The organism is Clostridium sp. CS001 (genome assembly GCF_020443565.1).
Lineage (GTDB): Bacteria > Bacillota > Clostridia > Clostridiales > Clostridiaceae > Clostridium_AD.
In genome coordinates, this window is the sequence record NZ_JAIZZN010000011.1 from 78,348 (window position 1) to 92,931 (window position 14,584).

Consider the following 14,584-nt stretch of genomic DNA (forward strand, 5'->3'; position numbering starts at 1 on the left):
CAAGGGATGGTGGTATTATGAGAAATTCAAGACCAAATAAAAAATACAAATTAGGACTGATATTAGTCAAAGTTTTCATTTTCACATTATGCATTTCTTCTTTAGTTGGAGCAGTACTTAGTGAGGTTACCCTTGCATCTAGCGAAACTGAAAGCAGTTTATTGTTTCAGAAAATAAGTAAGCTTACTAGTGATAATACTAAACTAAAGTCTCAAAATGAAAACCTTGAAGGTGCAATCAAGAAAAATGAAACTCTATATAGCGAAAAGTTAGCCAATGCAAAAATCGCCTATTTAACTTTTGATGATGGACCATCTAGCAACACTTTAGCAATATTAAAAATTTTAAAACAATATGATATTAAAGCTACTTTCTTTGTAAATGGTCACCCAGATTTTGCTGATTTATATAAACAAATTTCTGATGATGGACATGTTTTAGCTAATCATACTTATAGTCATGATTATAAAAGTGTATATTCATCGGTAGACAATTTCAAAAAAGACGTCAAAAAATTAGATACCTACCTTACTGAAATAACTGGCAAAGAACCTAATTATATTTTAAGATATCCTGGTGGATCTAATAATCACATTAGCCGTAGTTATGGCGGTATGGAAATAATGAATTCTGTAATTAAAGATATGAATAAAGAAGGTTATAAGTATTTTGATTGGAACGTAGATTCTACCGATGCCTCTGTTTTTCGCCAAACTAAAGAAAATATTGTACATGCAGTCTTAACTGAAAGTAGCAGCGTTAAACATGCAGTTATATTAATGCATGATTTAAATCCAAAAACTACAACTGTACAAGCCTTGCCTGAAATTATTGAAGGTCTTAAAAGCCAAGGATTTATTTTTGACGGACTTTCTAAAAACGCTATTGCACCACAATTTACAGTGGTAAAATAATTTTTTAATTATCTTGACATTATTATTAAAAGTGATATAATTATGTAAATTTAATAATTTAACACTACGAAGAGAAAAGTAAGCCATGTCACATTTACAGAGAGAGAATACCTTAGCTGTAAGTATTCTTAAATGAACATCGCCCAAGACCACCTCTGAGTGACTCTAATCAAGTCCGGTAATTCCGTTATAATTATTAAGTGGTTTATTTTTATAAACAATTTGGGTGGAACCGCGGGAATTATAATCTCGTCCCTTTTCTATAATTAGAATTGGGATGGGATTTTTTATTTTATAAAAATATCAGTCAAAAGATTATGCATAACTTTTATGTATAGTGATTTTGATAAATTTCTTCCAAAATAAATAGATAAGATAAATGAAAGGGGTAATATATATGATAAATATTAAATTAAAAGATGGTTCAATGAAATCCTACGAGTCAGAAATGACTGTATTTGAAATTGCTAATGATATTAGCGAGGGTCTTGCAAGAGTTGCTTGCGCTGGAATGGTTGATGGTCAAACTGTGGACTTACGTTATAAAGTTACAAAAGACTGCGACCTTAGCATATTGACTTTTGATGATGAGGAAGGACAAAGAGCCTTTAGACATACTGCTACTCATATCCTATCTCAAGCAGTTAAACGATTGTTCCCTAGTGCAAAGCTTGCTATTGGGCCCGCTATAGATGCTGGTTTCTACTACGATTTTGACAAGGAAGGTTCCTTCTCTGCTGAAGAAATTATATCAATTGAAGGAGAAATGAAAAAGATAGTTAAAGAAGATTTAAAAATAGAAAGATTTGAACTTCCAAGGTCTGAGGCAATAGCTTTAATGGAAGAAAAGGGCGAAAACTTCAAAGTTGAATTAATTCAGGATCTACCAGAGGATTCAATTATATCTTTCTATAAACATGGTGAATTTACAGATCTTTGTGCTGGACCACATTTAATGTCCACAAAGTATGTAAAGGCTTTTAAACTTACTCAAGTTGCAGGCGCATATTGGAGAGGTAGTGAAAAAAATAAAATGCTTAGCCGTATATACGGAACTGCCTTTACAAAGAAATCTAACCTAGATGAACATTTAGAGAAGGTAGAAGAAGCTAAAAAGAGAGACCATAACAAACTTGGACGTGAATTAAAATTCTTTACAACTTCCGATGTTATAGGTCAAGGATTACCTCTACTTATGCCTAAGGGTGCAAAGGTAATTCAGTTATTACAACGTTTTGTTGAAGATGAGGAAGAAAAAAGAGGCTATGTTATGACTAAGACTCCTCTTATGGCTAAGAGTGATTTATACAAAATGTCTGGCCACTGGGATCATTATAAAGATGGAATGTTTGTACTTGGCGATGAATCTAAAGATGCTGAAGTTATGGCACTTCGCCCAATGACATGCCCTTTCCAATTTACAATTTATAATTCAGATCAAAAGAGTTATCGTGACCTTCCACTAAGATATGCTGAAACTTCAACACTGTTTAGAAATGAATCTTCAGGTGAAATGCATGGTCTTATAAGAGTACGTCAATTCACTATTTCAGAGGGACATTTAGTTGTTAGACCAGATCAATTAGAACAAGAATTTAAAGATGTTGTATCTTTAATTAACTATTTCATGGAAACTTTAGGGCTCCAAGATGATATCACTTATAGATTCTCTAAAGGGGATCCAAATGATAAACATAAATATATTGATAACCCATCCGCTTGGGAAGATACTGAAAATAAGATGAAAGAAATACTAGACCACTTAGGAATAAACTATAAAACAGCTATTGGTGAAGCTGCTTTCTATGGTCCTAAGCTTGATCTTCAAATAAAAAATGTTCACGGTAAAGAGGATACTATAATTACTGTACAAATTGACTTTGCACTACCAGAAAGATTTGACATGAGTTATGTTGATAAAGATGGAGTTAAAAAACGTCCATATGTTATCCATAGAACTTCAATTGGTTGCTATGAAAGAACACTTGCACTGTTAATAGAAAAGTATGCTGGTGCTTTCCCAACTTGGCTTGCACCATTACAAGTTAAGGTATTACCTATTTCTGAAAAGTACCATGATTATGCACAAGAGGTTGTAGCTAAATTAAAGGCAGCAAATATTAGGGTTGAGGCAGACTTTAGAGCAGAAAAGATCGGATACAAAATCCGTGAAGCTCGTAATGAAAGAGCTCCTTACCTATTAGTAGTTGGTGAAAAAGAGGCTGAGCTAAATGAAGTTTCTGTTAGAAGTCGTAAAAATGGTGATGAAGGCGCAATTGCTTTAGATACATTTATGAAAACAATTAAAGAAGATATAGAAACTAGACAATTATAATTAAAATAAAAGTAGCCAGTGCAAGAATTAATCTTGTACTGGCTACTTTTTAAGTTTTTTAAAACTTATATTTCATATTATTTCGTAATGTTAAAAGAGCTTTTCAAAGATACTATTCTATTAAACACTAGTTTATCCTCTGTAGTATATTTAGAATCTACATTAAAGTATCCATGTCTAAAGAATTGGAATTTATCTTGTGGTTTTGAATCTTTCATATTAGGTTCAATAAATCCTTGTAAAACTTCTATAGAATTTGGATTTATTTGATTCAAGAAGGTTTTTCCTTCTTCTTGTGCTTCATCTAAAATTAAAGGCTCATATAATCTAAATTCTGCTGGTGTTGCGTTTATTGCATCCACCCAGTGAATCGTTCCTTTAACTTTTCTATCTGTAAACCCACTACCACTCTTAGTTAGAGGATCATAAGTACAGTGTATTTCACATACATTTCCATCAGTATCCTTAATCACTTCATTACACTTTATGAAGTATGCTCCCTTTAGCCTTACTTCATTGCCTGGGAACAATCTAAAGTATTTCTTTGGTGGGTTTTCCATGAAATCTTCTTGCTCTATATATATTTCTCTTGAGAATGACACTTGACGCGTTCCCATTGATGGATCATCTTGATTATTCTCAATTTCAAGCATTTCAACTTGAGATTCAGGATAGTTTGTAATAATTACTTTTATTGGTTTTAAAACTGCCATTGTCCTAGGTGTTTTTGAACTTAAATCCTCTCTTATGAAGTGTTCTAACATTTGACCATCTACCATACTGTTAGATTTTGCAACTCCAATTTCCCTACAAAAGTTTCTTATAGCTTCTGGAGTGTATCCCCTGCGACGAAGCCCTGCTATAGTTGGCATACGTGGGTCATCCCAACCGTCTACATACTCCTCGTCGACTAATTGCTTAAGATTCCTTTTGCTCATTACAGTATTTGTAATGTTTAATCTTGCAAACTCAATTTGTCTTGGCTTACTTTCCATTTCACATTCATCTACTACCCAATCGTATAGTGGGCGATGATCTTCAAATTCTAAGGTACAAATTGAATGTGTAATTCCTTCAATTGCATCTTCAATTGGGTGAGCATAATCATACATAGGATAAATACACCACTTGTCTCCCGTGTTATGATGTACCGTATGAGATATACGATACAGTATTGGGTCTCTCATGTTTACATTAGGAGAACTCATATCAATCTTAGCTCTTAAAACCTTTTCTCCATCAGCAAATTCACCATTTTTCATACGGTTAAAAAGATCCAAATTTTCTTCCACAGTTCTGTTTTTGTGTGGACTTTCTTTTCCTGGTTCTCTTAAAGTCCCCCTATATTCTCTCATCTCTGCTGCAGTTAAGTCACAAACATAAGCCTTATTCTTTTTTATTAATAATACTGCTCGTTCATACATTTCATCAAAGTAATTTGATGCAAAAAATAAATCATCCCACTTAAAACCAAGCCATTTTACATCTTCTTCTATTGAATCAACATACTCTGTATCCTCTTTAACTGGGTTAGTATCATCAAATCGCAAGTTTGTCTTACCATTAAATTCATCTGCGAGTTCAAAATTTAAAATAATCGATTTTGCATGTCCAATGTGCAAATATCCATTTGGTTCTGGCGGAAAACGCGTAATAATTTCCTTGTGTTTTCCTGTTTGCAAATCTTCAATAACTATATTTCTAATAAAGTTTGATGAAGTTGTTTTGTTTTCCATACTAGTCACCTTCCTTTTAATCTACTTATTTACTTTCAAGCTTCTAGATTGCTGCAGAATAGCCTACTTGCAATCTTTCTCTATATTCTAACAAATATATCACAAAAGCAAACATTTTTCAACGTAGAAACTTGCCACTTGCCATGTGGGTGGCACTATAAATTCTAACACAGTCCATCATTGCTTTTATTTTATCTGGATGGGTTCCTATAGGTATATCGCAACCTGAGCCTAAAATAAATCCTTTTGGACTATCATAAGCCTTAAGTATACATGTTTTGCCTGCCTCATATATTTCTTCTATGGTTCCTTTCATTACAGTTTCAACTGGATCTAGATTTCCTATTAAACATATCTTATCGCCAAATTGTTCCTTTAGCTCACCAATGTCCTCTATACTATCTAAGCTTAGGCTTGCAATGCCTATATCCACCATATCAGCCCATATATCCTTAGTCTTTCCACAGATATGAAGTGTGCTTCCATTTCCTCGTCTTTCAATAATTTTATCAATACATCTTTTCAGATATGGCTTTGCAAATTCTCTAAATGTCTTAGCACTAATGATATTACAAGAAGCCATAGGCTCAGCAATGTATGGACTTAATCCTAAATCACATACTGCATCAATGTATCTTATGACACTTTGCGTAGATATTTCTAAAAGCTTATGTATCATTTCAGGATTTCTAGTTAAATCCTCTAAAAAGTTATCTATCCCTCTTAAAAATGCAGCAGTAGTAAAAGGGCCCCCTATAGGGCTTTCTACAAATACTTCCTTTCCTATTTTATCATTAGTCACTTTTAGGCCTTCAAGAAAATATCCTATTCTCCCATCCTTATAAGGGTCTATAGGTGATAACTTACCTATATCCTTAAAGTCCTTTAATATAGGATCGCTAAATAAAGGATTACTATTTCTTGGAAACTTAAATCCACTTCCCATGGCTTCCGGTATTCCCTGAAGTCCTGGCCCAATGCTTATACTATCTGGTCTAAACTTTTCAAAGCTCCCTACCGCTACATCTATAATTACTTTTGTTAAATAATTATGTTCTCTAATTGTATATCCAAAGATTGGTGCACAAGCTTCCCCTAAAAATGGGCTACAAGGAATTCTATCAATTTCTTTTCCCAGTGAAAAAGCTTCCATCCTTTCCCTTGGTGTCATTTGGTCCGGCTTTATAATGTGCTTCATGTTAATTCCTCCTTAAATCATTGCCTACGGTACTGAAATATATTTATATTCTTAACTATTTTAAATTATATTGATGTTTTATTATAAAGATATTTGAATATAACCATTATACTATTATTAACTTGCCATGTGCCACTCACGTGGCATCCCGTTATTTAATTCTACACTCCAGAAAATTATAAGCACATTCTTGCCGCTTTCCACGTGGATGGCATCATATAGGAAAAAACAATTATAATAATTCTTTACCTTGAGAGTATAGTTATCCATGTGCAATAATATACTTAACCGGTAATCTTGTGAAAGGAGATGATAATATTGATCATAACTAGGAGGTGGCTTTCAACCTAATAAAAAGGTTAAAAGTTTACCAGTAAAGATAGGTGAGGTGATATTTAAGTTTTTACCTCACCTATTTCAACATTAAGGTCACCATTATTGCTAATCTATATTATTGTAGATTCACAATAAAATTAGGTTATAGATGCATTAGGAACTTATTGACATAAAAAGTTTTTTATAATATTATTAAGTTGTAAGAATATTAAATTAAGTATAAGTCTAATTCAGATGAAGGAGGATGTTGTTATATGATAAATTTAATTGTAGCTTTTGAGGTACTTGATCTATAACTGAATATTATTCGAAGGCAATATAATATTTTGCGAAGAAGTTTTCTTTCTCGACAAATGGTCAATTATCGGGTATTATTAACCCTTTATTTGTTGTGCTTTCGGAATACAATTAATAACCGTCATCTGAAACGTTAAATACATTTAAAGTTTGGCAGAATGCACGAAGTATCGTGTTTTTTTATTGCCCGTTTTAATAGTCCCGTGGATGGTTTTTATATCCACGGGATTTTTCTATTCAAAAATAAGGAGTGATAACAATGATCTGTTATCCTTTTTCCCAAATAAATATAGGAGGTGCTTTCAATGAAAAGTTCTAAAGCTTTATTAAATTACATTGAAAATAAAGAGGAGGAATTTTATATTGTGTTACAAGAATGGAAAGGAAATACTTCCCGCATCGCTTTTAAAAGAACTTCAAAAGTATGTTCAAGGAGAGATTATATATATTCCAAAAGAGAATAATGTGCGAAAAGCTTGGGGCGAAAACAACGGTACCCGAAAACTCATTAGGCAACGTAACCTGGAGATATATGCGTCTTATAAAAGTGGGGATTCAATTACCACACTTTCAGATTTTTATAATCTATCGGATGATAGTATAAGAAAGATAATTTTTAATATTAATCATGAGTCTTTAAAAATGGCTATGGACACATAAGTAATGGTGAAATAAATGCATAGGAGAGGATATTTATTTATAGTTTAAAACAATTAGGCTGGGAAGAGTTTCATAATCCGCAAGATGATATTTTTTTAGAAGAAGGATTTACTTTGGCAAGGGTTTTTGCTGAGCATAAGCATATTTATAAGCTTTTTACTGAGGCAGGAGAAGTTCTAGCAGAGGTTTCAGGTAAACTAAGATATGAAACAATAGATGAGGAAGCATTTCCTTCTGTAGGTGATTGGGTAGTTGTTAGCCTCAGAGTAGAAGAAAAAAAAGCTACTATTCATAAAGTACTTTCAAGAAAAAGCAAGTTCTCAAGAAAAGTTGCAGGAATAAACACTAAGCAGCAAATTGTGGCTTCCAATATAGATACGATTTTTCTTGTTAATGCGTTAAATAAGGATTTTAATGCAAGAAGAATAGAAAGATATTTAATCATGGCCTGGGAAAGTGGTGCAAGTCCTGTTGTCTTACTTAGTAAGGCTGATTTATCCACAGATTTAGAAGAAAAGTTACTAGAAACTGAAAAAGTGGCTGTTAATGTTCCAATTCACATAATAAGTGCCGTAGATAAAAGGGGGCTTGATGAGTTAACTCAGTATTTGCAGCCTGGTAAAACCATTGCACTACTTGGTTCTTCCGGAGTAGGAAAATCTACTTTACTTAACTTTCTTGCAGGCGAAGATCTTCAAGAAACAAAGGAAGTCCGTGAATATGATGATAGAGGAAGACATACTTCAACTTCTAGAGAAATGTTTATTTTAGATAATGGAGCTATTATGATAGATACACCTGGTATGAGAGAACTTCAACTATGGGGTGGTGCTGATGGAATTAGTGAAGCCTTTGAAGATATAGAAGAATTAGCCTCTAACTGCAAGTTTTCAGATTGTATGCATAAAAAAGAGCCAGGCTGCGCCATAAAAAAAGCTATCGAAGATGGTATTATTGATGAAAAGAGATTTAAAAATTATGTAACCCTACAAAAAGAATCTAAAATGTTTGAGAAAAAGCAAAGTGATATAATTAGGATTGCTAGTAATAAAAAGAACAAAGAATATATAAACCATAAATACCGCGGGCTCTAAAATAGAAAAAGTATAATATCTCCTTTGGTGCCTTGTAAAGGCTCCACTAAGTTCCATTTAGAAGTTCTGAATTTCAAATGGAACTTAGTAGCTTTTTCATACATTATTGAAAATTACTTTGGAGAAACATAATACTTATCTTATCAGCTATAATCCATTCTATATTTATAGTATCTATATCTTAAAACTTGCCACTTGCCACGTGGGTGGCACTATTAACAACGGTTTTATTTCGACCGCTATTCTTTGCTAAGTACAAATTCTTATCAGCATTATTAACAAGTTCATCAACTGTAAGCTTCATTTCTTTAGTATTTATAATGCTATAAGCTCCAAAACTGGCTGTTATTTTTATTTCGATATCTTTGTATGCAAAAACTTTATCCTCTACTAATTTTCTAATTTTCTCGGCTACTTTAAATCCGTTATTTGCATCTGTATTTCGTAGCACTATTAGGAATTCTTCTCCTCCATATCTGCCCACCCAATCTGAGTTGTTCCTTATTGAAGTTGAAAGTATCTTTGCAAAATCTTTTAACACCCAATCGCCCACAACATGTCCATAGGTATCGTTTACAACTTTAAAGAAATCTAAATCTGCCATAATCACACATAGTGGTTGATTATAAAACATACTATCATTTATATCTATTGTAAGACGTTCATTTATGTACCTTCTATTGTAAATCCCAGTAAGTTCATCCTTTATAGCTACATCATTAATTTCCTTTAATAAACCTTCTATATTATAAGTGCTTTTTTCACTATTAACTGAACTTGCCACTTGCGATATATTCTTTATCATCTCTACAATATATGTTTCATTATGTATAGTGACAGGTGATGCAGTAATGAGTACGGGCTTTCCATCAGCAAATTCTATTTTTAAAAAGGTATCATTTTCAAGGAAGGCTCGCATAGAAATACAATTCTTGCAATATCCATCTTTTCTCAATAGTTCATAACAATTACACTCTATCACTTTAGTTTTACCTTCTTCATTACTAATGACTTCTTTCCTTATTGGATCTACAATCCTTATTCTATAATATAGGTTTTTGAACATTGACAACTTCTCTTCAATTATTTCAATAACTCCCATAATAACACATCCTTTATACTCGTTGTTACGCCTTAAGCCCTAGCCTCTACTTTATAACAATTACATATTAATGAAGTCTTTAAAATCACCTTTTAGTTAGCAATATGACGCCTATAAGTTAGCATAAAAAATAGCCTCATAGTATGCATCTGGCAACCACTTTTCATCTAGTTTAAGCTCTTCTGAAATTTTTGATACTTCATCCCACTGTCCCTTTTCATATTCTATTGTTAAATCAAGTATTTTTCTATATAAGTTACCTTCAATTCCATTTAAAGCATCCTTTACTTGGTTAGGTATTAATATTTCTTCAAGTATTTGCTCTAATGGTGCGTCTAAAAGCACCTCTATCATGGATAATATGCCTGTCAAATATGAATTAAATGAACTAACCTCTAATCTCGCTTTTTCAGCAATTAGTTCTGAAAATTTTGCTCTTGTTAAAGAATTTATTACGATAATCTCCGGTTTATTTTTTCCTATTGTTTTGAAAACTATTAAATATAACCATTTTTTTATTTCTACTTCTCCAAGCAAAGCTAATGCTTGTTTTATTGATTTTATTTCACTTAGGAAACTATAATTTGCTGAGTTTATAAGCTTTAATAACTTGAAGGATAGTGATACATCTCTCTTTACTAAACCTTCTATACTTTCCATTGTAAAATTATCATTGTTAATTTCTTGTAATATTTTTATGTAAATAGCTTCGTTTTCTGATATTTTTTTGCCTGAAAGCATTAACGGTTTACTAAAGTAGTATCCTTGGAAGTATGAATATCCATATGAAACTGCTTCATTAAATTCTTCTGTATTTTCAACCTTTTCTGCAAGAAACTTTATATTTGGTGAATTTACTTGTTTAATTACCTCTCTTCTTTCATATCCTCTAGTTATTTTAAAGTCTACTTTAATAATATCTACAATCTCTATAAGGCTTCTGTATTTATCAGAATAAACAAAATCATCTAGTGCTATAACATAGCCTAGTTGCTTTAACCTTTTACAGTGTTCCACTAGTTCCTGAGTAGGCTCTATGTCTTCTAGTATCTCAATTATAACTGACTTTGCCGGCAAAACTTCAAAAATATCAGATTTTAATATACTTTCAGTAAAATTAATAAAAGCTTTTTTATCTCCTGTTACTTTTTCAATTCCTATATTAATAAAGCTGTTTTTTATAACTTCTATTGTGGCTTTGTCCCCATCTTCACCTTGGTATGTATTCCTTTCATTATCTCTAAATAGTAATTCATATCCAATTAACCTATTAAATCTATCAAGAATGGGTTGCCTTGCTAAAAAAATATCCATACGCACCCTCCTATGAAACCATACTTTGTAATTATAAACTTAATTCCTTCATGTACTTAACAATTAACTCATCTAATTCTCTACTTACAAGGAGCCTTTGCTTCTTCAACTCAGCATTTAGTTCTGTACAACATATTTCATTTAAAACATCTCTTAAGTTATTTATTCGATTATCTAAATCTTTTAGTGTAAAATTATCGAGAGTTACTTTATTCATACAGACTCACCCCTCCATAAACTTAATTACTACATTATTTCCTATTATATACACATTTCGATGATTTTACAATATCTTATTCCTAATGAAGAAAACTTCTTATTTTTAATTTAGTAGAATTCAAAAATTAATATTAATACACCCTTCTTTACTCCCTTAAATGCAAAAATCCTCACCTTAATTAAATTAAGATGAGGTTAGTTTTTATTTTAGGCTGTTATAAATATTAGCTAAGTTTTCTTGCATACTTTGGATATAATCTTTATTTTCTTCGTTGCTTTCTATTGTATATATTTTTTGGACTTTAGCGCCTACTTCCTTTGCAAGTGTTTCAGATACTCTTGGACTTGAAAGTTCTTCCATGAAAATAACCTTTATTTTATTTTTCTTAGATACCTCAACCAATTCTTTTAATTTTTGTGGTGTAGGTTCTCCTTCTGAAAATACATCTTCAACACTATTTTGTAACAATCCAAAATCTCTGCACAAATACCCAAATGCAGCATGACCTGTAACAAAATTTTTGTTTGTTACTCCTTGAAATTTTGTTTTGTACTCATTATAAATTTTATCAAGTTCATTAGAAAACTCTTCAAAGTTTTTCTCATAAAAATCCTTATTTATAACATCAGCCTTAACCAATGCATCTTTTATGTTTTTAGTTTGAATTTTTGCTTCTCTTACGCTAAGCCATATATGTGGGTCATATTGACCATGCTCTTTAATTTCTTCCCCTACTGTTTTTATTGGATCTACACCTATAGAAGAATCTACTACAAGTAATTTCTTATTGTCTATAGTACTTAAAGTTTTTTCTATCCAGGGTTCCATTCCAAATCCAGTATAAACAAACAAACCTGCTTTACTGATATCTTCCATATCTCTTATTTTTGGTTCAAAGTCATGTGGTTCAACACCTTCTGGTATAATGGTTTTTACTTCTATTTTGTCCTTCCCAACTGCCTCTGCAAATTGTTTTAATGGATTAAAAGCAACTACCACTTGTATTTTTGATTGACTAACTTGATTAGCTTCCTTTTGTGCAATTGTAGACTTTGAGCATCCACCTAATGTAATTATAGTACATGCTAAAAGTACAGCAGTAATAATTTTCTTCAATATTTATTCACTCCCTAAAAGTTGTTGCAAATCATTTGCATTTGCGTTTATATTTATATAATACCCATATATATACGCCTTGTCAATCCTTTCACTTTTAGATTCTACACATCATTACCTTGCTTTATACAATTCTTTCTCTAAAAAACAAATAAAAATGAGCCGTCCACTTTAGAAATTACTTTCTAAAGTGATACAGCTCACCTTTTTATATATTTTAGTTTTTCCTAAATTTCCATTATAATTGGAATTATTATTGGTCTTCTCTTAGTTTTTACATATAAGAACTGACCTAATGAATTTCTTATACAAGTTTTTATTACTGCCCATTCTTTAATCTTATTATCTAAACACTGTTCAAGCTCTTTTCTTACAATATCTCTAGCTTCATTAATAAGCTCATTTGATTCCTTCATATATACAAATCCTCTAGTAATTATATCTGGTCCAGCCACTATACTATAGGTTTCTCTTTCTATTGTAACTACTACAGTAAGGATACCTTCTTCTGCTAAGTGTTTTCTGTCTCTAAGTACGATATTCCCAACGTCTCCAACGCCAAGTCCATCTACCATTATTGCTCCAGTTTGTACTCTTCCAGCTAATTTACATTCACTTGAAGATACTTCTAATATCTGCCCAGTTTCGCCGATGAAAATATTTGCTGGATCCATTCCTATCTTTTCAGCAAGTAGTGCATGCTGTTTCAGATGTCTGAATTCACCATGTACTGGCATAAAGTACTTAGGTCTAACCAAAGTATGAATTAATTTTAATTCCTCTTGGCATGCATGCCCAGAAACGTGAATTTCCTCTGTAGTATTGTATACTACATTAGCTCCTCTTTTGAATAATTCATTTATAACTTTATAAATAAGCTTTTCGTTTCCTGGAATAGGTGATGCAGATATAATAATCGTATCACCCCTTTGTATTTCAATACTTCTATGTGTAGCTGATGCCATTCTTGTTAATGCAGCTAGAGGTTCACCTTGACTACCAGTAGTTACTATTGTAACCTTTTCATCTGGGTAGTTGTGGATTTCTGCTACAGTAATTATAGCTTCTGGTGGTATGTGCAAATATCCTAGTTCCATAGCTACTTGAGAAATTTTCTCCATACTTCTACCACTGAAAGCTATCTTTCTTCCATTCATAACTGAAGCATTGGCAATTTGTTGTATTCTATGAATATTTGATGCAAAGGAAGCTACTATTACTCTTCCATCTGCCTTTGAAAATAATTTATTTAGAGATTCTCCAATTACTTTCTCAGATATAGTATATCCAGTACGCTCTACATTTGTGCTATCAGCCATTAGTAATAATACTCCTTGACCACCAAGCTTTGCAAATCGTTCTAAATCAATAACTTCTCCATCAATTGGAGTATAATCAATCTTAAAATCTCCTGTGTGTACAACCCTACCAATCGGTGTGTGCACAGCAATGGCGCATGCATCTGCTATACTATGACTGACTCTTATAAACTCTACGCTTATTTTGTCTAACTTAATGATATCACCAGGTTTTACTATGTTTAGTGTACAATCGGAAAATATCCCATGTTCTTGCAACTTGTTTTCTACAAGTCCCAATGTTAGACGTGTTCCGTACACTGGTACATTCATTTGCTTTAAAACATAAGGTAATGCCCCTATGTGATCTTCATGACCGTGAGTTAAGAAAATACCTTTTACCTTGTCTCTATTTTCTAAAAGAAATGTTACATCCGGAATAACTAAGTCCACCCCATACATATCTGCTTCTGGAAAAGAAATACCACAATCTATAACGATGATTTCATCTTTGTATTCTAGTGCAGTAATGTTTTTCCCGATTTCTCCAAGTCCACCTAGTGGAATAATTCTAATTTTGTTTTTAACTTTGTTTTTGTAATTATTATTCAATTTCTGCCTCCCTTATATTCGTTTACCTTGCTTTAATGTGTCCATGAATTCGCCTAGATCACTTTTTTTTACTCTCCAATGGCGTCCAATTTTAAAAGCTGGTATTTTTCCTTCTTGTACCAATTTATATGTAGTTACTTCACTTATTTTAAAGTATGTTGCAACTTCACTTACCGTCATAATTTCATCTTCTTTAATACTTCCACTCATCTTTTTCGCCCTTTCTTCAAAGTGTTTTTAATAACCCTATATTTGAAAGTGATGCTTGCGAGTCAAGCATCACATTATATATTCTATATTAACTTCTCAATGGATAAATTACCCGATACTACTATTATACCATATTATATTG

The 14,584-nt window shown here is 32.1% G+C and carries 12 protein-coding genes and 1 other annotated feature; of the genes, 4 read left to right on the forward strand and 8 right to left on the reverse strand.

All coding sequences use genetic code 11. The features are described from left to right. The first annotated feature begins 17 nt into the window (after positions 1 to 17). Both LGK97_RS09580 and thrS read left to right on the forward strand, forming a co-directional pair. Entirely contained in the window at positions 18 to 914 is an 897-nt protein-coding gene (locus tag LGK97_RS09580; RefSeq protein WP_226259542.1) for a polysaccharide deacetylase family protein, read from the forward strand. A 57-nt stretch (positions 915 to 971) separates the two neighbouring features. After that, positions 972 to 1,174, forward strand: a binding site (T-box leader). Positions 1,175 to 1,311: 137 nt separating this feature from the next. Further along, on the forward strand, positions 1,312 to 3,249 hold the full coding sequence (gene thrS, locus LGK97_RS09585) for a threonine--tRNA ligase (RefSeq protein ID WP_226259543.1): 1,938 nt from the start codon (positions 1,312 to 1,314) through the stop codon (positions 3,247 to 3,249). Positions 3,250 to 3,326: 77 nt separating this feature from the next. Here the strand turns inward: thrS and LGK97_RS09590 are convergent, their stop codons facing one another. Continuing rightward, positions 3,327 to 4,985 (reverse strand): glutamine--tRNA ligase/YqeY domain fusion protein, encoded by a 1,659-nt coding sequence (locus tag LGK97_RS09590; protein ID WP_226259544.1) that lies wholly within the window; start codon positions 4,983 to 4,985, stop codon positions 3,327 to 3,329. A gap of 118 nt (positions 4,986 to 5,103) precedes the next feature. After that, a complete protein-coding gene (locus LGK97_RS09595) occupies positions 5,104 to 6,183 on the reverse strand; it encodes a uroporphyrinogen decarboxylase family protein (protein ID WP_226259545.1) in 1,080 nt (359 codons plus the stop codon). Positions 6,184 to 7,179: 996 nt separating this feature from the next. Here LGK97_RS09595 and LGK97_RS09600 point away from each other — a divergent pair. Further along, a complete protein-coding gene (locus LGK97_RS09600) occupies positions 7,180 to 7,476 on the forward strand; it encodes a CD3324 family protein (protein ID WP_226259546.1) in 297 nt (98 codons plus the stop codon). 113 nt (positions 7,477 to 7,589) lie between these two features. Beyond that, entirely contained in the window at positions 7,590 to 8,570 is a 981-nt protein-coding gene (gene rsgA / locus LGK97_RS09605) for a ribosome small subunit-dependent GTPase A (protein ID WP_226259547.1), read from the forward strand. Positions 8,571 to 8,751: 181 nt separating this feature from the next. Here rsgA and LGK97_RS09610 read toward each other — a convergent pair whose 3' ends face one another. The 6 genes from LGK97_RS09610 to LGK97_RS09635 form a co-directional block, all read right to left on the reverse strand. Next, positions 8,752 to 9,672 (reverse strand): GGDEF domain-containing protein, encoded by a 921-nt coding sequence (locus tag LGK97_RS09610; protein ID WP_226259548.1) that lies wholly within the window; start codon positions 9,670 to 9,672, stop codon positions 8,752 to 8,754. Between the two features lie 111 nt (positions 9,673 to 9,783). Continuing rightward, positions 9,784 to 10,986, reverse strand: coding sequence for an EAL and HDOD domain-containing protein (locus tag LGK97_RS09615; RefSeq protein WP_226259549.1), 1,203 nt, complete (start codon positions 10,984 to 10,986; stop codon positions 9,784 to 9,786). Between the two features lie 31 nt (positions 10,987 to 11,017). Further along, positions 11,018 to 11,203 (reverse strand): Spo0E family sporulation regulatory protein-aspartic acid phosphatase, encoded by a 186-nt coding sequence (locus tag LGK97_RS09620; protein ID WP_226259550.1) that lies wholly within the window; start codon positions 11,201 to 11,203, stop codon positions 11,018 to 11,020. A gap of 204 nt (positions 11,204 to 11,407) precedes the next feature. Then, positions 11,408 to 12,325, reverse strand: a complete 918-nt coding sequence (locus tag LGK97_RS09625; RefSeq protein WP_226259574.1) for a metal ABC transporter substrate-binding protein — start codon at positions 12,323 to 12,325, stop codon at positions 11,408 to 11,410. A 224-nt stretch (positions 12,326 to 12,549) separates the two neighbouring features. Next, the gene (locus LGK97_RS09630) at positions 12,550 to 14,232 is read right to left on the reverse strand and encodes a ribonuclease J (protein WP_226259551.1); all 1,683 of its coding nucleotides are present in this window, start codon (positions 14,230 to 14,232) and stop codon (positions 12,550 to 12,552) included. Positions 14,233 to 14,244: 12 nt separating this feature from the next. Then, complete coding sequence (locus tag LGK97_RS09635) at positions 14,245 to 14,442, reverse strand: helix-turn-helix domain-containing protein (RefSeq protein ID WP_226259552.1); 198 nt, start codon at positions 14,440 to 14,442, stop codon at positions 14,245 to 14,247. Positions 14,443 to 14,584: the final 142 nt, after the last annotated feature.

What these genes read in the sequence shown, in the direction of transcription:
- LGK97_RS09620 (WP_226259550.1), bottom strand. Translation starts at nt 11,203, where the DNA reads ATGAATAAAGTAACTCTCGATAATTTTACACTAAAAGATTTAGATAAT.
- LGK97_RS09595 (WP_226259545.1), bottom strand. Translation starts at nt 6,183, where the DNA reads ATGAAGCACATTATAAAGCCGGACCAAATGACACCAAGGGAAAGGATG.
- LGK97_RS09590 (WP_226259544.1), bottom strand. Translation starts at nt 4,985, where the DNA reads ATGGAAAACAAAACAACTTCATCAAACTTTATTAGAAATATAGTTATT.
- LGK97_RS09610 (WP_226259548.1), bottom strand. Translation starts at nt 9,672, where the DNA reads ATGGGAGTTATTGAAATAATTGAAGAGAAGTTGTCAATGTTCAAAAAC.
- LGK97_RS09615 (WP_226259549.1), bottom strand. Translation starts at nt 10,986, where the DNA reads ATGGATATTTTTTTAGCAAGGCAACCCATTCTTGATAGATTTAATAGG.
- LGK97_RS09635 (WP_226259552.1), bottom strand. Translation starts at nt 14,442, where the DNA reads ATGAGTGGAAGTATTAAAGAAGATGAAATTATGACGGTAAGTGAAGTT.
- LGK97_RS09580 (WP_226259542.1), top strand. Translation starts at nt 18, where the DNA reads ATGAGAAATTCAAGACCAAATAAAAAATACAAATTAGGACTGATATTA.
- thrS (WP_226259543.1), top strand. Translation starts at nt 1,312, where the DNA reads ATGATAAATATTAAATTAAAAGATGGTTCAATGAAATCCTACGAGTCA.